At 63.0% G+C, this 21,727-nt stretch carries 20 protein-coding genes and 1 pseudogene; 8 read left to right on the top strand and 13 right to left on the bottom strand.

Translation table 11 applies throughout. The features are described 5' to 3' along the window. Positions 1 to 161: 161 nt before the first annotated feature. Entirely contained in the window at positions 162 to 626 is a 465-nt protein-coding gene (locus tag HDIA_RS26075; RefSeq protein WP_425432918.1) for a LysR family transcriptional regulator, read from the bottom strand. Between the two features lie 41 nt (positions 627 to 667). Here HDIA_RS26075 and HDIA_RS02485 point away from each other — a divergent pair, with 41 nt between their 5' ends. Next, complete coding sequence (locus tag HDIA_RS02485) at positions 668 to 3,505, top strand: ATP-binding protein (RefSeq protein WP_099554043.1); 2,838 nt, start codon at positions 668 to 670, stop codon at positions 3,503 to 3,505. Positions 3,506 to 3,709: 204 nt separating this feature from the next. Here HDIA_RS02485 and HDIA_RS02475 read toward each other — a convergent pair whose 3' ends face one another. The 8 genes from HDIA_RS02475 to HDIA_RS02440 form a co-directional block, all read right to left on the bottom strand. After that, positions 3,710 to 4,648: an ACP S-malonyltransferase gene (locus tag HDIA_RS02475; protein ID WP_281259980.1), complete on the bottom strand. Its 939-nt coding sequence runs from the start codon at positions 4,646 to 4,648 to the stop codon at positions 3,710 to 3,712. Next, the gene (locus HDIA_RS02470; protein WP_099554039.1) at positions 4,645 to 5,571 is read right to left on the bottom strand and encodes a triphosphoribosyl-dephospho-CoA synthase; all 927 of its coding nucleotides are present in this window, start codon (positions 5,569 to 5,571) and stop codon (positions 4,645 to 4,647) included. The genes HDIA_RS02475 and HDIA_RS02470 overlap by 4 nt, the downstream gene beginning before the upstream one ends. Next, on the bottom strand, positions 5,547 to 6,236 hold the full coding sequence (gene mdcG, locus HDIA_RS02465) for a malonate decarboxylase holo-[acyl-carrier-protein] synthase (RefSeq protein WP_099554037.1): 690 nt from the start codon (positions 6,234 to 6,236) through the stop codon (positions 5,547 to 5,549). The genes HDIA_RS02470 and mdcG overlap by 25 nt, the downstream gene beginning before the upstream one ends. Then, positions 6,233 to 6,958, bottom strand: coding sequence for a biotin-independent malonate decarboxylase subunit gamma (locus HDIA_RS02460; protein WP_099554035.1), 726 nt, complete (start codon positions 6,956 to 6,958; stop codon positions 6,233 to 6,235). Before HDIA_RS02460 ends, mdcG begins: the two co-directional genes overlap by 4 nt. Further along, positions 6,945 to 7,883, bottom strand: a complete 939-nt coding sequence (locus HDIA_RS02455) for a biotin-independent malonate decarboxylase subunit beta (RefSeq protein WP_197708089.1) — start codon at positions 7,881 to 7,883, stop codon at positions 6,945 to 6,947. Before HDIA_RS02455 ends, HDIA_RS02460 begins: the two co-directional genes overlap by 14 nt. Then, the gene (gene mdcC, locus HDIA_RS02450) at positions 7,876 to 8,193 is read right to left on the bottom strand and encodes a malonate decarboxylase acyl carrier protein (RefSeq protein WP_099554033.1); all 318 of its coding nucleotides are present in this window, start codon (positions 8,191 to 8,193) and stop codon (positions 7,876 to 7,878) included. Before mdcC ends, HDIA_RS02455 begins: the two co-directional genes overlap by 8 nt. Positions 8,194 to 8,204: 11 nt before the next feature. Continuing rightward, entirely contained in the window at positions 8,205 to 9,869 is a 1,665-nt protein-coding gene (gene mdcA / locus HDIA_RS02445) for a malonate decarboxylase subunit alpha (protein WP_099554031.1), read from the bottom strand. Positions 9,870 to 9,932: 63 nt separating this feature from the next. Beyond that, complete coding sequence (locus tag HDIA_RS02440) at positions 9,933 to 10,667, bottom strand: alpha/beta hydrolase (protein ID WP_099558669.1); 735 nt, start codon at positions 10,665 to 10,667, stop codon at positions 9,933 to 9,935. 230 nt (positions 10,668 to 10,897) lie between these two features. On the opposite strand from HDIA_RS02440, the gene HDIA_RS02435 reads away from it, so the two are divergent. The 4 genes from HDIA_RS02435 to HDIA_RS02420 all read left to right on the top strand — a co-directional run bounded on the left by HDIA_RS02435 (position 10,898) and on the right by HDIA_RS02420 (position 13,908). Further along, the gene (locus HDIA_RS02435; protein WP_157775163.1) at positions 10,898 to 11,980 is read left to right on the top strand and encodes an AEC family transporter; all 1,083 of its coding nucleotides are present in this window, start codon (positions 10,898 to 10,900) and stop codon (positions 11,978 to 11,980) included. 186 nt (positions 11,981 to 12,166) lie between these two features. After that, entirely contained in the window at positions 12,167 to 12,433 is a 267-nt protein-coding gene (locus tag HDIA_RS02430; protein WP_099554027.1) for a Rossmann-fold NAD(P)-binding domain-containing protein, read from the top strand. Positions 12,434 to 12,643: 210 nt separating this feature from the next. Further along, on the top strand, positions 12,644 to 12,790 hold the full coding sequence (locus HDIA_RS26070) for a hypothetical protein (RefSeq protein WP_425432972.1): 147 nt from the start codon (positions 12,644 to 12,646) through the stop codon (positions 12,788 to 12,790). A gap of 260 nt (positions 12,791 to 13,050) precedes the next feature. Further along, positions 13,051 to 13,908, top strand: coding sequence for an NAD(P)-dependent oxidoreductase (locus tag HDIA_RS02420; protein ID WP_099554025.1), 858 nt, complete (start codon positions 13,051 to 13,053; stop codon positions 13,906 to 13,908). A 434-nt stretch (positions 13,909 to 14,342) separates the two neighbouring features. On the opposite strand, the gene HDIA_RS02415 is transcribed toward HDIA_RS02420, so the two are convergent. From HDIA_RS02415 to HDIA_RS02405, 3 genes are all read right to left on the bottom strand, one after another. Then, positions 14,343 to 15,116 carry an SDR family NAD(P)-dependent oxidoreductase gene (locus HDIA_RS02415; RefSeq protein ID WP_099554023.1) on the bottom strand — a complete coding sequence of 258 codons (774 nt, stop codon included), beginning with the start codon at positions 15,114 to 15,116 and terminating at the stop codon, positions 14,343 to 14,345. Positions 15,117 to 15,143: 27 nt separating this feature from the next. Beyond that, positions 15,144 to 16,343 carry an arabinose transporter gene (locus tag HDIA_RS02410; RefSeq protein WP_099554022.1) on the bottom strand — a complete coding sequence of 400 codons (1,200 nt, stop codon included), beginning with the start codon at positions 16,341 to 16,343 and terminating at the stop codon, positions 15,144 to 15,146. A gap of 67 nt (positions 16,344 to 16,410) precedes the next feature. Then, positions 16,411 to 17,757 (bottom strand): amidohydrolase family protein, encoded by a 1,347-nt coding sequence (locus tag HDIA_RS02405; RefSeq protein ID WP_099554019.1) that lies wholly within the window; start codon positions 17,755 to 17,757, stop codon positions 16,411 to 16,413. Positions 17,758 to 17,890: 133 nt separating this feature from the next. Between HDIA_RS02405 and HDIA_RS02400 the strand changes: the two genes are divergently transcribed. Together HDIA_RS02400 and HDIA_RS02395 are read left to right on the top strand one after the other, a co-directional pair. Next, positions 17,891 to 18,796 carry a LysR family transcriptional regulator gene (locus HDIA_RS02400; protein ID WP_099554017.1) on the top strand — a complete coding sequence of 302 codons (906 nt, stop codon included), beginning with the start codon at positions 17,891 to 17,893 and terminating at the stop codon, positions 18,794 to 18,796. 195 nt (positions 18,797 to 18,991) lie between these two features. After that, positions 18,992 to 19,474 (top strand): annotated as a pseudogene (locus HDIA_RS02395) (VIT1/CCC1 transporter family protein); the annotation flags it as partial. A gap of 197 nt (positions 19,475 to 19,671) precedes the next feature. Here HDIA_RS02395 and HDIA_RS02390 read toward each other — a convergent pair. Continuing rightward, a complete protein-coding gene (locus HDIA_RS02390) occupies positions 19,672 to 20,577 on the bottom strand; it encodes a LysR family transcriptional regulator (RefSeq protein WP_099554014.1) in 906 nt (301 codons plus the stop codon). Between the two features lie 167 nt (positions 20,578 to 20,744). On the opposite strand from HDIA_RS02390, the gene HDIA_RS02385 reads away from it, so the two are divergent. Beyond that, positions 20,745 to 21,707 carry an alpha/beta hydrolase gene (locus HDIA_RS02385; protein WP_245884129.1) on the top strand — a complete coding sequence of 321 codons (963 nt, stop codon included), beginning with the start codon at positions 20,745 to 20,747 and terminating at the stop codon, positions 21,705 to 21,707. Positions 21,708 to 21,727: the final 20 nt, after the last annotated feature.

Below are 21,727 nucleotides of genomic sequence, written 5' to 3'. Positions count from 1 at the left end.
ACCAGTTTGGGATAGAGGCCCAGCCTGCCCTTGCCCGGGAAAAATCGAGAACACCACCTGAGTCACCAGGCGGTGTGCCTTAGCCTGAGGGAGGCGACCGGCAGTCGCGGCGCCAAAATATGGCGTGCGAATATCGTGTTCAGATTGACCCGCAGCAGTCCCTAAACGTCAGCAGCGAGATTGGATGTCGTCCGGGCTGCTGTTTCCAGTCCCGAAAGATGGGGTGCGGCCAAACGATAGAGGCGGGCGCCTTTGTCCGTCAGCCGAAGCAACCCCGTCGAACAATCGAAAAGCCTTGCCCCAAGCTTCTCCTCCAGCCTGGATATTGCCCGGCTCACTCCCGATGCCGACATTCCCAGTTTCCTTGCTGCGGGAGCGCATGACGCACTGGACGCACATCTGCAAGAACACAAAGGCCGGAAAGCATCCTGGAATCCAACACCGCTCAACCCTGCTTTTGAGAAAATCCAAGGCCGATTTGCGCCGATTCGTCCTATAATCCCCCGATCTTTTCGCGGACCATTCCCTATAAGAGGACGGCTACGACGGACTTTGCGGAATACCGAGGAGCGATATGCAATCAGCTCGGCAAGTCCCCCAGAAATTCCACAGTTGTAGTCGGACACTCAAACATCTGAATACTCATCACCCAATCTTTGAGTGACCCGTGACTGACGATCAAGAGACTTATAGCTTCGGCCCATATCGTCTCTTTCCAATAAAGAGACTGCTGCTTCGACATGGCGAAGAGGTCAAACTCGGCGGGCGATCGTTCGACCTTCTCCACGCTCTGATCAGCCAGTCCGGACAGGTCGTCACTCAACGGGACCTCATCGAGCGGGCATGGCCCAATATGTACGTCGAGGAGGCAAATCTCCGCGTCCATATCGCCAAGTTGCGAAGCACGCTCGAAGATGGAGACGGCGAGGAGCGCTATATCGAGACGATTCCACGCCGCGGCTATTGCTTCGTCGGCAATGTGCAACGCAACGCAGGCCAGGTGCCTCAGAGGACCAGCAGCGAGACTGCCGCCAGACCGAGAAGTCATAATCGCCTTCCATCGCCGCTCGGCAGAATGATCGGCCGGCAGGAGACTGTGCAAGAGCTTTCCCGACTGCTCGCCGAGACGCGTTTCGTCAGCATTGTCGGCGCCGGAGGTATTGGAAAGACGACTGTCGCGGTGTCCACCGCCCATAGCCTGCGCAGCGAATTCAGGGACGGCGTCGAGTTCATCGACCTCAGCGGGATCTCAAAAGACGAGCTGGTTGAAACCGCAATCACCTCGGCGATCAAATTGCCGCAAAATTCGGAGTCCACGAGCCAGGATCTGTTGCAGGCGCTGGCCAAACTCCAGGTGCTTCTGCTGATCGACAATTGCGAGCATCTGCTGGAAGCGGTCTCGGCGCTCGCCGAGCAGATCCATGCGAACGCCCCCGACGTGACAATCCTCACGACAACGCGGGAGGCATTGCGGGCGGAGGGCGAACAGGTCTACTGGCTTCCTGTTCTGGAAAGCCCTCCCGACGAATTCATAACAGCCTCCGATATTCATAACTGGTCGGCTGTTCAGCTCTTCATGGAGCGTGCCGCTGCCAGCGGCTATCGCAAGAAATTGTCGGACGACGAAGCCATAACGGTCGCCAGGATTTGCCGTCATCTCGACGGAATCGCGCTTGCCATCGAGCTTGCTGCCAGCCGCGTTCCAAGTTACGGCATCGACGGCATCGCCGAATTGCTGGACGACCACCTCAAGCTTCTCTGGCCGGGTCGTCGCCAGGCGCCGGCCCGGCATCAGACCCTGCATGCCGTCCTGGAATGGAGCTTCAATCTTCTGACCGAAGATGAACGTCGCCTTTTGACGACACTCTCGGTCTTCGTGGGCAATTTCACGCTCGCAGACGCCCATAAGATCGTGGCGGGAGACGTTCAGGACGCCAACGCCATTGCCCTCACCCTCGAAGCCCTTGCCGACAAGTCGTTGTTGTGGACATCGATCGTCGGCCGCGAAGTCAATTACCGTCTGCTCGACATGGCTCGCAGCTATGCCAAAGCGGCACTGAACGCTTCCGGCGACGCCGATGAGATTGCACGCCGCCATTCCCTTTTCGTCTTGGGGAAGTTGCGCAATACCGCCACAGCGGAATTGGCCACGCCAAATTTGCTTGGCAACCTTCGAGCAGCATTCGAATGGTGCTCGAACGCTGAAGATGAAGGCCAGCTGACTGCCGATCTCGTGGCAAACTCCGTGCGATTGCTGCTGTCGCTATCGCTGCTGCGAGAATGCGAACAATGGTGCACTCGTGCCCTCGAAGGCATGCCGCAAGAGTTTGTCGACACAGAGATAGAACTGGCGCTTTGGGAAGGCGTTGCCGGTGCCCGCATGTTTACCAGCGGCAACGATCCGGAGGTCCGTCGCGCCATCGACCGTTCGCTGACGATCGCAAGATCGCTTGGCAACAAAGAACACGAGATGCGTCTCCTGGCCGGCTTGCATATTTTCCTTTCGCGCCGGGCCGACTTTCGCAGCATGCTTTCGATGTCGGGGCGCACAATCAGCGTCGCCAAGGAGATCGGGACGGACGATGCCCTGATTGCCGCCGACTGGATGTCGGGGACGACATATCATCTGTGCGGAAATCAATTGCTTGCCCGACAGCATTTCAACCTTGCGCTGGAGCGATCCGCAAGGAGCGGCACACGGCACATCGACACTCTCGGCTATGACGAGCGTGGCCGTGGGATGATTGCCTTTATCCGCACCCTCTGGATTTTGGGCGAGTTCGAGCTTTCCGCCCGCACGGCCGTCATGGCAATCGAGGAAGCTCGGGCCCTTAGCCAACCGGTCGCATTGTGCATTGCGTTCATCTACACGACGACCGCGGCAATCTGGGGCGATGAAATCGCTTCAATCGAGGAGCGCGTTGCGGAACTCCATGAATTGGCGGCCAAGAATTCCCTGGAGCCCTATCGTGCCGTTGCAATCGGTCTGCGCGGGTGCGTCAGCGTGCGGCGGGGCCAATTCAAGGACGGCATCGAAGACCTGCGGGCGTCTCTGGCGATCCTCGAACGCGAAAACCACCGCGTCATCTTCACGGACCTCCAGCGCCAGCTTGCCGAAGCGATCGCCCTTGAGGGCGGCAATCATGCCGAAGCAACCGCCCTGCTCGACAGTGCCTTTGCCATGGCGGATGCGAATGGCGAGGAGTACCTGCTGCCCGAACTCTTCCGAACGCGCGGCATCTTGCTGTCCACGGGTGCGCAAAGCGACCCCGTCGCCGCGGAAGCCGCGATGCGTGAGGGGATTGAAATCGCCCGCAGGCACTCCTGCACCGGCTGGGAATTGCGCGGCACCGTGTCTCTTGCGCTCTTCCTGCTGCAACAGTCGCGCCCCAAAGAGGCGGAAGCAAGCCTGATCGAGGTGCTGGCAAAGATCGAGGAAAGCGATCGTCACTCGCTCCCCAGCGCCGCCCGCTCCTTGCTGGAAGAAGCGCGAGCGCGCCTCTGAGCTGCCCGGTACGCGCGCAGCGCCGGCGGTCGGCGTGTGCACGGCATGCCCCGCGGCCTCCAGGTGCCGGCGCACCGCGCTCCACATGTCCCCGTGATGCCAAGCGCCGTGAACGAGAACAAACGCCATCGCGCACTTCCCCCCATCGACACCCTTGATGCTTTGCCCGCCGATCACCCGAAACCACCGCGAGGCCGGCTGGCGTCAACCGCGCGTTCCTTCCTGAAGCCACATGCGAACGCCCTCGATGGTCCGGAATTGCGCTGTCGAGCGCGACGGAAGTTCGGGTGCGAACTCGCCGGCCATATTGGAGAGCGCGCTGCCGGGGCCGAGTTCCAGGAACGTCTGCGTTCCGGCGGCACGAAGAGCATCCATCACCCGTGACCATTCGACCGTCGCCGCGATCTGCGCGGCGAGTTTCGATTTGCCGCTTTCCATGTCGCGGATTCGGCTGCCATCGAGGCCGGAGACGAGACGGACATCGCGCATGTTTTCCGGGGCGCCGACGGCGTGCCTGAGATCCTCGGCGAAGTCGCTGGCGGCAGCGGACAGGAGCGGCGTATGGGAGGGGACGCGCACCGGGAGCCGTTCGCATCGGCTGGCGCCGTGCGCATCAGCTTCGCCAAGTGCCTTGGCGAGAGCCTCGCGCATTCCCCCAAGCACAAAGTGGAAAGGACCGACGACAATTGCGACATAGACGCCATGCCGTTGGCAAAGCGCGTCAATGTCCTTGCGCGGCAGTCCCTTGACGGCGCCCAGTCCGGCATCCGCAACGCTTGCGCGATCCATCGCCTCGGCCCGAAGCTCCACGAGACGAAAGACCTCGTCGACATCGAGAACGCCGGCGACACCCCATGCGGGCAATTCGCCGGCGCTGTAGCCGGCAACGGCAAGAGGCTTGCCGACGTGAGGCGCCAGTATTGCCCACCAGGCCATCGCGACCGTGGCGCAGAGGATTTGGGCCACGGCATTCTCATGGATGCGATCCTGTGCCTCGCTCACAAGCCTGCGCGGGTCCTGCCCTCCCAGAGCCCTGGCCGCCCGCGCGAAGACCGGGCCGGCCTGGGGCGCGTCGGCGATGGCGTCGAACATCCCGGGGCCCTGCCCTCCTTGCCCCGAACACAGGACCGCCAGCCGGGTCATGAGAGGTTGTCGATCGCGTCGAGAAACAGCGTGACGGAGAGAAGATCGGCGCATCCGCCGGGGCTCAGTCCTTGCGAGACGAAGTTGCGATGGATCGCGAGAGCCCCCTCATCCCAACCTGCCTTCAGCACGCCGCCATGGGCAAGGAACAACGCGGCGGCGCTCCGTGCCGCACGGGCACCGGTCTCGCCGCCACGATACAGGATATTGGTGTCATCGATGGTCGCCAGAAGTGCGAAGAAGGCTTGGACATTCGCCGCCCGCTCCGGCACACCCTGACTGCGGACCCAGCGAAGTGCCGGCAGTCCGACAAAGCGTGCATGCCAGAAGCCGCTCGCAGCCTCCGCGCGGGCACCGCCGGCACCGTGGCGACGCCCCATCTTGCTGCTATGACTGTGCAGGGGGATGGGTCCGCGAAAAATAGCCTCTCCCCAGTGCTGGGCTACGTGTTCGCACACGCCTTCCGCGTTGAGACGGGCGGAGAGCGTTGTTCGCGTCATCCTGTCCCTGGACCTTGAGCCAGCCGCCGCGCAAAGGAGGCCGAGGGCAAAGATCGCACCGCGGTGCGTGTTGACGCCGCCCGTTGCCGCCATCATCGCGGTTTCTGCATCGCGGCCAATGCCACGCAGGTCCTCGAGGTCCCCTCCTTCAGCGCCGCAAACCGCAAGCTGCACGAAATACGGGGCGACGGCATCGATGCTGGCGAGAAACTGGGGGACGTCCATGTCGTCATGGCTCCCCGCATCGAGAGGACTGACGAGGCCAGGCTTCGGCCATGTCTCCAACTCACGAACCAGAACATCGGCCGCGAGCGCCCCGATCCGTCCGGCCAGGGCATCGATGGGGTCAACCTCGGGCTCCCGGAACGCCGCATCCGGTCCGATTTGGGCACACCGTGTCAGTTGAAGAGTGTCTGCAAACATTCGAGCCGCACCCCTTCCAGAGTTTTCACCATGACGGTCCCTTCGGCACCCGCCACCAACCCGTCGCGCAATTCCCGCCAGTTCACGGCACGGCCCGAGGCAAGCAGGATCTCGCCGTCGATGCGCGCCGGGCCCGTCTCGTCGATCGCGGTTAACCCGCCCAGCAGCCTATTCCGGTCCGTAGCCTCGCCAAGAGGCCACAGCAGGTCGATGTCCGATCCGCCATGCACATACTCAAGGCCGGTGAGATGCTGCCAGAGCAGCGCTCCGAAAATCCGGGGAGCGACGCCGCAGGCATGCGCCAAATCGAGGACGTCTCCCAGTTGCGGCGCGAGCCGTGGCGGCAATGACCCGATCTCCCGTCCGAGATGGACCCCGGCGAGGGAGTCAAGGACCTCCTGCGGCGCAACCTCAAGGGCAATGCGCTGCTTTCCCAGCGATGGCGGTAGCGGCAGGCCGACCGCGATGAGCGGCGATGTTTCGCAGGCCGCCAAACGTCGGACGATGACGGGCCACCCTTGCTCCGCCCAGCCCGCGACCAGCTTGCGTGCCTGCGGCTGCAATGCCGGTGCGCCAGGCTGCCATCCGGCCCGGTGCGCACGTGCAAGAACACCTGCCCAGCACTCGGGCCGCACCAGGAGAAGATCGTGGCGCGCGAGGGTCATCGCGCGTCACGCACCCGCGCGATGACCTTGCGCGAGATCATCGCAGCCAGTCGCCGGCCGCCACGCTCGAGCCCGGTTTCGTCCCGCATGTCGCGTCCGTCGACCCGGCCGAGGGCTTCCTCGAATTGGGCGGCAAGGTCACCGTCCAGATCCAGAATGGTTTCGATGGCGCCGATGCCGTACATCGGATCCACGCCGGGCGCGAAGATTGGCGTCGAGCGCGCCATACGCTTCAGTTGATCTTCGGGAAGCTTGGTGACGCGGGCGATGGAGGGCAGGTCCATCACCGCCGGCTCGGCCTGCGGCAAGGCGAGCAGGAGATCCGTCGCCAGGGCGGTGGCGAGAAAGGCTCCGGCTGCCGCCTTGCCATGAACAAGCCCGATCGTTGGATGACCTGACCGGCTGGCGAGGAGAATGGTCTTGGCAAGGTGCGCGAGATACTCGTTCAGCCCGAGCATCTCGTCGCGGCGGCTCATGCGCTGACCCTTGGTGTCGATCATCACGAGGAGCGGATCGCGGCCGCCCTCCTCGACGATCCGGAGGACGTGCCCGGCGAGAATGATCGCACCATCGACCCCAAGGGCCTTGCCCTGCTCGATGCCGACGACATGAACGGTGCCGCCGCTAGCCATGGTGCCAGTCCCGAGCATCAGGGCATCGTCGCGATCGGTGATGCTCCAACCGCCGGGAAACAGAGCGGACAAAATCTCATCGCGCCGCATGACTGCCCTCCTGCACGCTGGAAACAAGTTGCTGGAAGTCCGGGTCGCTCATATTGCGGGCCGCTTCGGCGTCTGCGATGCCAAACCGGGACCAGAGTTCCCGAACGCTGCGGGCATCGCCCGCCTGAGAAATCCGGTTCGCCAGCCGCCGTTGCTCCGCCTTCAATGCCGAGAGATCCGGTACCCGCGCCGCCTCAAGAGCGGCCAGCGCTCCCGCCCGGAACGCCGATGCGCCGTCTTCAACGTAGATGTCGGCGCCACCGAGTATCCGGCGGGCGCGACCGCCGGTGACGCCCCAGACCAGCGCCTTGTCCCGGCTGTCGAATTCCTCGACGCCTTCATTGGTCTCGATGACCTCCGGCCCGCTCACACCCGTGCGGCCCTGTTCGCAAATCACGATGCTGGAACAGGTCGCAGCCGCCAGACCCGCGCCTCCGAACGCCCCTGCCCTGCCACCGACGAGTGCGATCACCGGGATGCCGGCGCGACGGGTGTTAAAAATGGCTCGCATGACTTCCGCGACGGCCAACTCGCCCGCATTGGCTTCCTGAAGCCGCACGCCGCCGCTATCGAAGAGAATGCACACGGCCGCCGGCCGATCCGGTCCCAGGGCGGCCGCGCGCAGGAGCCCCACGAGCTTGGCGCCGCTGACTTCGGCGAACGTTCCGCCCATGAACTGGCCTTCCTGGGCCGCGACCAGGATCTCGCGACCTCCGAGCCGCCCGCGTCCGACGATCATGCCATCGTCGAATGCCGCCGGCAGGCCGAAGAGATCCAGATGCGGGCTGACCTGCCTTTCGGTCGGCGGCAGGACTTCCACGAAACTCCCTGCATCGAGAAATCCATCGAGCCGTTCACGCGCGGTCGACAGGAACCAGCTCGCGCCGACAGACAACAGGTCCCGGTCCATTTCCATGTCAGCCATTGTCGCCCTCCATCATCCTCATGCCCTGCAACAGACGAAGGGTCACCGCGTCGGGCCTGGCGCCACCGTCATTGATCGAAATCCTCAATCCGCCGGGCGAGGCGCGGTCGACGAAGTCGGCGAGCACGGTCGCCCAGACGTCGTCGAAGCCGTTCACCGGCGTTGCAACCTCGATCACGCAGTCCTCGGCGCCGAGCGAGCGTTCGAGCAGCACCTCGAGGTTTCCCGACGCGACGACACCCACAAGGGCGCTCGTCCGGTTGCCGCCGGCCCTCTCGCCGGTCCTGTAGCTGAACGTCAACTTGTTCATCGGCGTCGTCCTCACCAGTTCCGGAACTTTGCAGGCGGCTCGTAGAGGTTGCCGGACCAACGCATCAGATCCTTGACCGAGCGCGCGGCCAGAAGGTTTCGGTTGGCGTCGAGCAGGTCGATGCCCAGATCCTCGGGCCGTTGGATCGCCTTGCGTGCGCGCAAGGCCTCGACCATCGCCCGGTCCCGGCCACGTCCGACCTCGGTGTATCCGGCAATGCCCCGGATCGCCTGCTCGCGCTCTGCCGCGTTGCGGCACAAAAGGAGGTTTGCAACGCCCTCCTCGGTCACGATGTGGGTGACGTCGCCGCCATAGATCATGACCGGCGGCAGTGCGAGGCCAAGGGTTTCGGCAAGCTCCAGACAGTCGAGCTTCTCGACGAAAGCGGGAGCCATCTTGTCGGCGAAGCTCTCGACGATCTGCACGACCAGCTTGCGGCCGCGTGGCAATCCCGCTCCGCCGGCTTCCCGCCCCGCCTTCATCCACGCCTCGCTGGCGTGGCGTCGGCCATGCGGGTCCGACCCCATGTTCGGCGCCCCTCCGAAGCCGGCGATGCGGTCCCGCGTCACCGTGGAGGAATTGCCCTGCAGGTCGATCTGCAGTGTCGACCCGATGAACATGTCCGTCGCGTAAAGTCCCGCGGCCTGACAGAACATCCGGTTCGACCCCATCGACCCGTCCCGGCCGGTGAAGAAGATGTCGGGGCGGGCCCTCATGTAGGCGTCCATCCCCACTTCGGAGCCGAAGGAGTGAACCTGCCGAACCCAGCCGCTTTCAATCGCCGGGATCAGGGTCGGATGCGGGTTCAGGGCGAAATGCGTCGCGATCCGGCCCTTGAGGCCCAGCTTTTGCGCGTAGGTCGGCAGGATCAGCTCGATCGCGGCGGTGTTGAAGCCGATCCCGTGGTTCAGCCGCGTGATGCCGTAGGGCTCGTAGATGCCGCGGATCGCGATCATCGCCGACAGGATCTGGGTTTCGGTGATCTGGGCGGGGTCACGGGTGAAGAGCGGTTCGAGATAGAAAGGGCTCGGCGAGCGGACGATGAAGTCGATCCGGTCGCCGGGAATATCGACACGCGGCACCTTGTCGACGATCTCGTTGACCTGCGCGATGACGATGCCCTGCTTGAAGGCCGTCGCCTCGATGACCACCGGCGAGTCCTCGGTGTTCGGCCCCATGTAGAGATTGCCGTCCCGGTCGGCCGCGCGGGCCACCGTCAGCGCGACGTTCGGTGTGAGGTCGACGAAGTAGCGCGAGAACAACTCGATATAGGTGTGGATCGCGCCAAGCTCGATCTTGCCGGCGGCAAGTGCTCGCGCCAGCGCGCCGCCCTGGGGCCCGGAATAGGAAAAGTCGAGCTTGCGGGCGATCCCGGTCTCGAAGAGATCGAGATGCTCGGCCAGAACGAGACCGGACTGGACGATGTGGAGATCCCTGACCTTGCCGGGATCGACCGTGGCCAGACAGCCGGCCAGGAAATCGGCCTGCTTCTGGTTGTCTCCTTCGAGACAAACCCGGTCGCCCGGCATGATCACCGCCTCGAGCAGACCGCGGACATCCGCTGCCGCAACCTCCTTGCCCCGAGCGTAACGGGCACCTGCGGCAAGGCGTCTATCCCGCTCGACGACGGTTTCGTCCCATCGGCGGCTGGCCCTGACCTGGCTTGAAGCGACCATCGCGGAGTACTCCTCAGGAATGGGCGGGGGATGCCCCCCGCCGAGTGGCAGGGGAGCAGCCGTTCAGTTCATCTTCTGAGGGGATGCCTTGTCGCCGACGACCGTCGCCGCCTTCTCGATCACCCGCGCGACTTCTGCCGGGTGGCTTTCGTAGACCGCGTGGCTGGCACCGGGGATTTCGATCCAGTTGGCCTTGGCGCGCTTGTAGTAGAAGCGCTCGAGATCGGGGCTGATGATCTGGTCGCCGCCGGCAACGATGCCCCAGACGGGCTTGTGCTTCCATGCAGCTGCACTCATGGGCGTGGAGAAGTTCGCGGCGGCGGTCATGACCTGCGAGCGCGCGGCGAATTCCGCCTGCGCCTTGGGAAGATCCGGCGCGAACAGCTTGGGGAACACCTTCGGGTCGAGATAGGTGAAGCCGTCCGGCGTCTTCTTGATCGCGCCCGCTGTCTTGCCAAGGACGCTCGGCGTCTGGACGCCCAACGTATGCTCGTCCTCGCCGACATCTGGTGCGTGGGCGGCGACATAGACCAAGCCGGCGACCTTGGAATTCATCCCGGCCTCGGTGATGACCGAACCGCCATAGCTGTGCCCGACGAGGATGGTCGGACCGTCCATCAGATTGATCACATCGTCGGTTGCCTTGACGTCGGCGGCAAGCGACGTCTCGGGCTCCTGCACGATGGCGACGTTGTATCCGTCGCGGACGAGGACGTCATAGACTGACTTCCATCCCGAACCGTCGACCCAGGCGCCGTGGACCAGGACGATGTTCTTGATGGGCTCGGCATGGGCCATGACCGGAGAAACGGCGGTAAGAGCTGCGCCAATGGCGAGGATTGCTCGGAAGTTGGAGAACACGGGAGTCACCTTCTGTCAGGGAATGTTTCAAGGGAGCGGCGCGAAGCCACAGCCATCATCCCAATCTCTGCACCTTTTTGAAGTAAATTCTTGAAAATATCGCATATTTACATATTTTAATGTCGAATCCATAATATAAATCTCGTGCAATATTCGTATTTTTATAATTGTTTTCCAATATTAGCGCCATTCAATCTGGTTCATTTCGCAGGTGTATTTTACATGACCGAATGAACCGCCTCCGCACGACACTTCAAAGCGCGAGGATTTGGATTTATCCACGAGTTGATGGAATTCTGGACATGGCAAGCAGCATTGCCCTGGCGCTCGCGCCGGTCTTCTTCACCATGGCCGTCGGCTTCGTCGCCGGACGCGCCAGGTTGACCGACAATCACAACGTCGAAAGCCTCAATTCGCTGACGATGACCTTTGCCCTGCCGCTTGCCCTGTTCACGGCGATGGCAACGGCTCCGCGGACCATGGTATTGCAGCAAGGTCCGCTGTTCTTGATCGTCGCAACCGTCTTTCTCTCCATCTTCTTCGGATGGTTCCTGCTCGCCCGTTTCGTAATTCGCAGCGAAAGCGGCGAGGCGGCACTGCAATCCCTGACCGTCGCCCTTCCCAATCTGGCGGGTGTCACGCTGCCAGTGGCGATGCATATCCTGGGTCACGAAGGAGTGGTTCAGGTTGCGGTCAGCCTTGCAGCCGGATCTCTGACGATCAGCCCCCTCGCCTTGCTCATAAGCGAACTTGCCAGTGAGAAGGCCGAGACAAAGAGCCCTCTCGCCGCAAAGATCGCGCGGGCCCTGCTGCACGCGCTCACCGCGCCCGTCGTTCTGGGCCCCCTGCTTGGTCTGGCCGTCTCACTGACCGGGCTGCCGCTCGGGAAGATCGTGACCGACAGCTTCTCCCAACTTGGAAGCGCGGCCGCCGGCCTGGCGCTGTTTCTCTCCGGTCTGGTGCTGTCCGCCCAACCGCTCCGCCTGGACTGGCGCGCGATCATCGGAACTTTGGTTGCCGATGTCGTGCGGCCAGCAGTTGCCATCGCGATCGTTCTTGCCTTCGCGGTGCCGATGGAAATCGGGCGCATCGCAATTCTGATGGCCGCGGGGCCGTCCGGGTTCTTCGGCATTCTCTTCGCCGTGAAGTTCCACCGCGATTCCAGCGTGATCGGAACCACGGTGATCGTGAGCACCCTCTTCGGCGCCGTCACCCTGAGCCTGATCATCGCGGTCCTCTTTCACGCCTAGCCCACGCGCCCGGACGCCTTTTCGCGGGCAGGCCATTTCTCGCCTCATGACGGCGTTCAATGGCCGCGCTGTCGCTTCAGGCGGGTCGCGCGGGCCTGGCCTCGCGATCACAAGCGAACTGGCGGAACGAGGCTGGCACGTTGTCGCCACCGTTCGCAGGATGACCTGCCCAAGGCTGCCCTGAACATGTTGTTGCGCACTTTCTTCGACCGCACGGGCGGCTCGCGGGCGGTGATCGCCATGCCACATGGATGGGTGCGCACGGAGATGGGAGGCCCGACCGCTGGCCTCGAGATTGCGCAGAGTGTCCTGATGGTTGTCGACGTCCTCACCGGACAGCGGGGATGTCAGGGCCTTTTCTTTCTCAGCTACTTCGGCAATTCGCTAGACTGGCAAGCATCCAGCGCCAATGCACGTACAAAAGCCCACTTTCCAGATTTTTATTCGGCATAAAATCCTTATTTACACAAATACTTTCCAGATATTTCAAAATTATTCTTATATAAAATTCCAGTAACTCGAATATACGCAAATTTTTTCATCTATTTACGTGAGTTTTCTTCTGGATCGCTGCACATTCAGGACGAGCAATCACCGGGGCGTTTCGGCCAGACGCAAACCCTCGCATCAATCGCCTCCGGACAGGAAATCGGAATCAGGAAGATGAGCACGACTTCAAGACCAGCCATCGTGACCGGATCCTCGCGCGGCATTGGCGCTGCCATCGCTTCGACCGCCGCCTTCCTGACGGGGCCGGACGCTTCGTGGATCAACGGTCAGGTACTGCGCGCCAACGGCGGCATCATCTGACGGCAGTTCGAGGCGCTTGCTCCCTCAGCGCCTCGCAGGACCGGACCGCCACCCTCCTCCCCAACGGCGGTCCGGTCCCATCTTCTTCCAACTTCGGAGACTGAGATGAGCAAGCAGGTTGTTCTCATTGCCGGCTCATCAAGCGGCAACGGGCGTTTCCGCGGCCGTGGGCAACGCGATCTTTGACGGCACGGGCGTGCGCCTGCGCGACCTGCCCATCAAGCCGCCAACGACAAACGAGGGAGACGAAAGGACGAGATATGAAGAAGATTGCATTTCTTGGACTTGGAGCGATGGGCTCCCGCATGGTCGGGCATCTCATCGCGGCTGGACATGATGTCCAGATCTGGAATCGGACAACGGCGGCAACCCTTGCCATCGACGGTGCGAGCGTTGCCGGCACGCCGCGCGAAGCGGCCAATGGCGCCGACGCCGTTTTTGTCATGGTGTCCGACGATCTCGCCTCGCGCTCGGTCTGGAAAGGCGCCGACGGCGCGCTTGCCGGACTGCGCCCCGGTGCGACGGCCATTGAAGTCACAACGGCGTCTCCGGAATGGATCGCAGAACTCAGCGCCGCGGTCGGTGTGCGCGGCGCCAGGCTGGTCGATGCGCCCGTCGTCGGGTCCCTTCCTCAGGCTGAAGCCGCGCAGCTCGTCGCCCTGGTTGGCGGCGAGGACGAGGCCGTCAATTGGGCGACCCCGCTTATCAAGCAGTATGCCAACACCGTTTTTCATGCGGGTGCGAGCGGACGCGGATGCCTCATGAAGCTCATCGCCAATGCACTGCTCGCGGCGCAAGTCGCGGGTCTGGCGGAAGCACTGGGATTTGCCGCAGCACAGGGCATTTCAATGGACAGCGCGATGGACATGATCGCGGGCCTTCCGGTCGCAAGCGCAGCCGGAATCGGCATGGGCCGACTGATGGCGGCAGGAGACACGACGCCGAGGTTCACCGCCGCTCTGATGGCAAAAGACCTGCGCTACGCGGCGGTGGCGGCGGCATCGAGCGAGACGCCGATGCCGATCACCGACGCAGTGCTCAAGGTCTACCAGTCACTCGTCGATGCCGGCCAGGGTTCATTGAACGTCACTGCCCCGATCCTCCGTTACCGACGGTGAGCGCCGATTCAGATTGAATGCCTGGTCAACGACGCAGCTCGGCATCTTTGCTCACACTCTTCGTTTTTCTTCCATATACAGACGGGAAACACGAGCCATGATAAGATTTATTGTTGTTTCCTTTGTAATAATTGAAATAATATATTTGACGAATTGCGCGATTATTGGATACGAAATATTGAAAATTAATAGATAAATACAATAAATACTATTGTAATTTCTTAAATTACCTACCATCCGCGGATGGTTCTAGATGTTTTTGCGCTTCCATCTCAGCCAGTCTTTTGGACAGCGCCCTATGCATGGCGCCATAGGTGTCTCTGCCGAGCACCAGGCGCAGTGGCGGGATAACGACGCGCCGGGCCGGATTGGCATCCTCGCCGGCCTGAGCGCGGCACCCCCCACCAGGCGAAGCTCGCGCCCTGTGTCGCCCATCATTCATTGGGAAATGCAACGCCCGAGATCTCGGCGCAGATGGCGATCAGCCGATCCTGCAGCTTCGGATCGCGCGCCTGCGGATTGGGGTCCATGCGCTTCAGGTGATAGAAATACTTCCCCGTCACGTCCGCCTTTGGATCGTCGCCGGCGGCAAGCCAGGCTTGAGTCAGATGCGCCTGCCTCATGTCGTCGGGTGCGCCCGGCCCGCCCATCTTCGTCGGCACCCAACCGGGCTCCAGCGCATTGGAGAAGACACCCGGCCAAAGCCGTGCCACGGCAAAGGCCAGCATGACGTCATGCAGCTTGGTTTCGGAGTAGGCCTGCGCCCCGTACCAGCGCCGTTCCTTCCAGAGAATATCGTCAAGATTGGCGTCTGTCTGATGGTGCATGCCGGAGGACAGATAGACGAGCCGGCCTGGCCGCTCGATCAGCGCGGTCAGGATGTAGGTCGACAGCGTGTTGATCGCGAAAACATGCGGCAGTCCGTCGGCCGTCGGCCGGTAGGCCTCGCGATAGCCAACGCCGGCGTTGTGAATGACGGCATCGAACCGGCCGAGGGCGTTGACCTGGGCGGCGACATCCCTCGCACCTGCGATAGTCGCAACATCCCCTGTCACCACGGCTTCGGCCCGGGGCTGCGCCTTTCTGGCATCTTCCGCTCGATCGGGGTTGCGGGCGTGCAGGACGACCTTGTGGCCCTGGCCTGCGAGCAACTCGCCCGCCATCAGACCGAGGCCGGTCGACGAGCCGGAAATAAAGATACGGGACATGCGGCTAACTCCTTTCGGGATCAATTGTCAGGATTTGGGGCTGCGGACGGAGAGAACCAGTGCCGCCCCGGCCAGGGCGCAGCCCGCGCCGAAGAGGTAGACGGCGGCGTAGCCGAATTCTCCCGCGATCACGCCGGCGATGGGCCCGGAAATTCCATAGGCGACGTCGAGGAAGGCGACGAAGGCGCCCATGGCGCTGCCGCGATTGGCCGGCGGCACCCTTTTCAGGGCTTCCACGCCAAGTCCCGGGAAGATCAAGGCACAACCGAGGCCCGTGACGAGCGCTCCGGAGAGGGCCACGGCCTCGGTCGGCGCCAGCCAGATCATCGCCTGGCCGATGGCTTCGATGACCAGCGACCAGAGGGCGACCCGATAGCCGCTCGTCCGGTCGGGCACGTGTCCGAGCACGACGCGCACGACGATGAAGCCGACGCCGAAGGCCGTCATCACGAGCCCTGAATTGTCCCAGTGACGCGCCGCGAAATAGAGCGAGGCGAAGGCCGTCAGACCCGACAGGCCGACGCCCTGCAGCATCAGGCCGAGGCCTTCGCGCCAGATCTGGCCGATCACCCTGGTGAAGGGCAGCCGCGGGCCGGCCGGCGTCGCATAGGATCGCGTGCGAAAAGCGATGGCGGCGGCGGTGAGCGGAGCGACGACACAGGCAATCATCGCCGTTTCGAGGCCATAGAGTTGGAACAGCAGCATGCCGATCGGCGCGCCGACGGCGAGCGCGGCAAACATGGCTATGCCGGTCCAGGACATGGACATGCCGGCGCGCCCGGGTCCGACCGAAGCGATGGACCATGACACGCAGCCGGTGACGAACTGGCTCTCGCCCAGACCGGCCGCAACTCGGCCCACTACGATGATCGCCAGGCTGACGGTGGGCGAAAGGCCCGGGATCGCGGCGACGAGATAGAGCAGGCCCGCGAGTGCGCTGACCGCCGCTCCCTGCAGCGCGGAGCGCTTGCCGCCGTGCTGGTCGGTGAGACGACCGGCATAGCCGCGCGTCAGCACGGTCGCCAGGAACTGGATGCCGATCACCAGACCGACGACGAAGGTGGAGAAGCCGAGTTTGTCGTGGACGAAGAGCGGGATCACCGGCAGCGGCAGGCCGACGGCGAGATAGCCACAGAACAGGGCCGCTATGATGCCCGGCGCGGGGCGGGACAGGAATTGCCGAGCAATGTCGACCTGATCCGCACGGTTGACCGTCAATGCTGACATGACAGCCTCCTTGTGATGAGCTTGGGTATGGGGGCGCGCCTCGCCAAGGAGGCAGCGCCCTGATGGGTCAGGCGGCTGCAGTCACGCGCGTGCCGACGCCTTCCGGCCGATAGCCGCCGGCTTGAAGCAGGTAATCGCGTGAGCGGGTTACCTCGGCCTGGAGCTTCGCCAGATCGACGCCGACCAGCTTGCCGCCGCGCTTGCGGACCTTGCCTGCGACCATGACCGTGTCGACATTCGCGCGTTCCACTGCCTGGACGATCGTCCCGACAGGGTCGGTCACCGGGAAGACGGCGACATCGTCGGTGCGCACCATGATGATGTCAGCCTGACGGCCGACGGACAGCGCGCCAATCTGGTCCTGAAGGCCGGCGGCGCGGGCGCCGTTGACGGTTGCGGCCTCCAGAACCGCCTGGACCGAGATCGGCGCGGGCACATTCTCCTCGCCCCGGAAGCGGCGATAGCGCATGGCCGAACGCTGCTGGCCGAACAGCGCATGCATCTCGCCGAAGAGATCGCTGCCGAAGGCGGTATCGAGATCGATACCGAGCGCGGGCGTCAGGCCACGGTCGACCGCCTGCTGATACGCGAAGCTCTCGTCGTCGAAACCGAACAGCGCATCGGAGCGCGGGTTGACCGTTACATTGACGCCGGCGGCAGCGAGCCGCTGCCAGGTTTCCTGCGGCATGCGCGTGCAATGGTTGAAGATGTTGTGGGGCCCGAGCAGACCTTGTTCGTCGAACTCCGGTCCGAGTTTCGCCAGATCGCCGATGAACTCGGTGAGGATGCGCATGTCGAGCGCGCGGGCGGTCCGCCACCAGTCGATGTTGAGCTGTCCGAAGAGGCCAACCCGGACCAGCCCGTCGCTCTGGTTCCAGTTGTCGGCGAGGCGCTTGAGATCGCCCGGAATGTGGGCGGACGAGGCCTGCTTGTCCATAGCGGCGCCCACCATGTGCAGAGCCCGGATGCCGCTATCATCAAGAGCATCGAGCGCCGCGTCGGTATGCTCGGGGCTGCGCGACGAATGGCAGGCGTCGACGACCGTGGTGATGCCGGCGTCGAGGCAGGCAAGCGCCGTCAGCTTTGTGCTCAGATACATGTCGAGCGGACGATAGTGAGCGCCCAGCTTCTCGGCGACGACGTCGATATAGGCGAAGAGATCGTCGACGTTCGGCATCATGCGCCGCATCACCCCGAGCCACATGTGATGGTGGGCATCCACGAGGCCCGGCATGACGATGCTGCCGGCCGCGTCGATCACCACGGCATCGATCGCCGCCAGATTTGATCCGATGGCGACGATCCGGCCGCCCTCGACGAGAAGGTCGCCAACGGTGGGCTTCGGCGCGGCGTGCTCCATCGTGAGGAGAGTGCCGCCCTTGAAGAGCGTGCGGGAATTGCCTTGCGTGCTCATGATCCAGTCCTTTCGTTCAGGTGGGCTCTGACGCCTCGCAGTCGGTATCGCGCAATACCGTTCTTGAATTAAGTGCGATTGTGTCAGATCATTCCTGACTGAAAATCAGAGCTGGATATGAGCAGGCCTTCGTATGGCGTTTGACGGGAGAATTCTGTCCGGGGTGAGCGTGCTGGCGGCCGTGGTCGAAGGCGGCAGCTTCGTGAAAGCGGCCGAACTGATCGGCATCACCGACTCCGGCGTCAGCCGATCGATCAGCAGGCTTGAGGCGCGTCTCGGCGTCCGCCTGCTCGATCGCACGACACGCTCGGTCACGCTGACCGATGAAGGCCGCCGCTTCTATGACGAGGCCAAACCCCATCTCGACGCCATCGAGGATGCAGCGGTGGCAGCGTCCGGAGCGGCCTCGGCCGTGCGCGGGCGGCTGCGGGTCGACATCGATCCCTTCTTCCTGCCGCTGGTGCTCGCCGGGCAGCTCGGAGTGTTTTGCGAGCGCTATCCCGATCTGAGGGTGGAATTCGTGACCCGCGAGCACATCGGCGATCTCGTCGCCGATGGCATCGACCTGGCAGTCCGGTTCGGTCAGCCGCGCGGTGCGACGCTCGTCTCGCGCAAGCTGATCGAAGCGCCGATCCTCACGCTTGCCTCGCCCGCCTATCTCGCCCGCCACGGGCGGCCCGCGCATCCCACGGATCTTGCCCAACATCGCTGCCTGCAATTTTTCGATCCGTCATCGGGGCAGCCCTTCGGCTGGGAGTTCATCAGCGCCAATGAGACAATCGAGGTGCAGACAACTGGCCCTCTGACATTCACCGATCCGAAATCCATGCTGGAGGAATGCCTCGCCGGGACCGGCATCGCCCAAGTGATCGGTTGGGGCGTCGGCGCGAGACTGGCGTGCGGCGACTTGATCGACCTCTTCCCCGACTGGCACGGGGAGCGCTTTCCGCTCTATGCCTACCATCCCTCGCGTCAGCATCAGCCGGCGAAGGTGCGCGCGTTTATTGATTTTTGCGATGAAATCGCCCGCAACCTCTAGCGCAGATCAATGGATCTGCACGGAAAGCCAGAAAACGAAAGTCGCCCAGCCCATAATACGTCCGTATGCAAGCGTAGCGACCGAGTATTATTTGTAATTATTTGAAGAAAGCTCCTTTTTACAAGAACCACCTGTGACACGGGCTTATCCTGGCGACATACGACAGAGTGTCCCCAAGGATAACCGACCATGAGCGAGATTGGCACGAAGGCAGATCGGCAAACCGTTTTGACATATATCCAGCCCGGGTTGGCAGGCTTGATCGATGGATCGATCTCAACACTTGCACCCGTGTTTGCGACAGCCTTTTCAACCCACGACACGGCGACGACATTCAAAGTCGGTCTTGCAACTGCTCTGGGTGCGGGCATCTCCATGGGCATCACGGAAATAGCGTCCGACGATGGCGGGATTTCCGGGCGGGGCTCGCCGGTCAAGCGCGGCCTGACGGTCGGACTCATGACTGCGGCAGGAGGGCTGGCGCATTCACTGCCCTTTCTGATTTCCAAGTTTCAGTCCGCTCTGATCTTGGCCTCAGCCTTCATTGCTCTCGAGTTGATGCTCATCACTCTTGTCCAGAATCGCTACATGGGCACGCCGATCCCGCGCGCGCTTATTCAGGTTGTTGTCGGCGGCATCATCGTCTTGGCGGTTGGGGTGCAAATCGGCGGCACGTAAGCCATGAAACGCACTGAGTTTGCCTCGATGCGTTTGCAGGTTCGCGCCCCTGGAAGCGCCCGCATGGGGCGCTCCAAACGTGGGGAGCAGTTCATCACAACGTGAACGGAGCGAGCCTAGAAACGCTGAGAGAACAGGGCTAAGTCATCGTGACGGTGCCAGGATCCGGTGACGACGTCAGCCTTGGAGCGCGCCCGCTAGGACAACCCGGCGTTCGCGAAGAGATTGGCCGCCCAGTCGACGAAGACGCGCAGTTTGTTGCCAAGATGACGGTTCGGTGGATAGACGACATAGATCGGCAGGGCATCGAAGGTCCAGTCGGTGAGGATCGGTCGCAGGGCCCCGGCGGCCATCGCGTCCCGGACCATGAACACCGGCGCCTGAACGATCCCGTGCCCTGCAATCGCGGCGGCGACATAAGTCCGGCCCTCGTCGACCGAGAGGATGCTGTTCGCCGTGACGCTGATGGCCGTCCCGTCGCGAAGGAAGGCAAGCGGCATCTGGCCACCGCCCGGCGGACGCGTGTAGCCGATCACGAGATGGCCGGCTTCAAGATCGATCGGATGTCCCGGCACACCGAACTTGTCCAGATAGGCAGGAGCGGCACAGGCCACGAAGGCCATGGATGCTATGCGCCGGGCAATCAGGGACTGGTCCCGCAACTGGCCGACGCGAATGGCGCAATCGACGTTCTCGGCGAGGATGTCGACCTGCCGGTCCGAGACGCCGAGGTCGATATGGATGTCGGGATAGGCGCCGTGGAAGTCGTGCAGGGCGGGCACCAGGACGTCGGCCGCCATTGCGCCGGAAATCTCGACCCGCAGCCGTCCCCGCGGCAGCGCCTGCGAGGATGTCATGCTGCCATCGAGTTCATCGATATCGGCGAGGAGACGCACCGCCCGCTCATAGTAGAGCGCACCGTCCGGGGTCACGTGGACGCGGCGTGTCGTGCGATTGAGAAGTTGCGTCCGCAGATGGGCCTCAAGGCCCTGAATGAGCTTGGTAACCGTCGCCTTCGGCATCGCGAGCGTTTCGGACGCGCGCGTGAAGGTGCCGACTTCGACCACCCTGACGAAGGCCCGCATGGCCGCCAACTGATCCATCGACCCTCTCTCGCTTTCGGCGCGCCCGGCCTGTTGCGGCGCATCTGATCGCGCAACCTCTGTCGCGTTTTGGTCCCGCGCACTCGTGACCGCGAAGGCGGCTCCCGCTTCTGCGCGACAGGTCTCATAGGCGATTATTCACAGACAGAAACAGTGTTGGCGTATTTATGCATCTTTTTCTGAAAGCGAACAATCTTACTTCAGACTTGAAATTCGAGCCCGATCCGGGCGCGACGACTCGCTCGCGAATCCTCCAACGCTGCCGATGGCCGCGATGGCAAGGGAGGCTTCCGGGGCGACGTCGGTCACAGGAGCAATTCGGCATGAGCTACAAGGAGGACGTTCTCGACTGCGGCGACGCCGGTCCTGTGCGCGTGCGCGTCTACAAGGGCGATGCCGATTTCGACAACCCGCCGCTCGTGATGCATCTGCATGGCGGATTTTTTCTAGGCGGGTCTCTTGACGAGGGCTCCCGCGTTGCAACACAATTAGCCAACGCCGGTGCAGTGGTCGTATCCATCGAATACGCCAACGTCGGCGTCGCCCCCTTTCCTGCTTCGCTCGAATTCGTCTTCAAGGTGCTTGACGCTCTGAAGGGACGTTGCGCGAAGCTCGCAGCTCGAAAATCCTTCCTGTTCGTCGCCGGCGAAGAGGCCGGAGGCAACCTTGCGGCTGGCGTTGCCCTCATGGCCCGGGACCAGGGCATGACGGCACTCGGCGGCCAGATTCTCCTGTCGCCGATGCTCGATCCCTGCCTTGCCACGCGGTCGTTTCGCAATTCGGAAGCAACCGAAAGCCAATGCCCCTGGACCGCCGGCTGGAACCACTACCTCGGTTTCGCGGCCAAGGGTTGCCACCCCTATGCGACGCCTGCCCATTGCATGCGGCTTGCCGGCGTTGCGCCCGCCCTGGTCATCACCGCCGAGGATGACCCAACACGAGATGAAAGCCTGAACTACGCACGCCGCCTGCGGGAGGCAGGTGTGCTCGTCCGCGAAAGCATTCTCGCCGGCCCGACGGGCTGGCCCAAAGACTATTCGGACAGCACCAACAAGAAGCGTGATTGGGAGGAGAAAATCCGCGGCGATTTTGCCGCGTTCTTCCACGAAACCGGAGCGCTGTCCTATTGAGGGGACCACTCCCTTCCCGG

The organism is Hartmannibacter diazotrophicus (assembly GCF_900231165.1).
Classification (GTDB): Bacteria; Pseudomonadota; Alphaproteobacteria; order Rhizobiales; family Pleomorphomonadaceae; genus Hartmannibacter; species Hartmannibacter diazotrophicus.
This window is presented reverse-complemented; position numbering and strand designations above follow the sequence as displayed.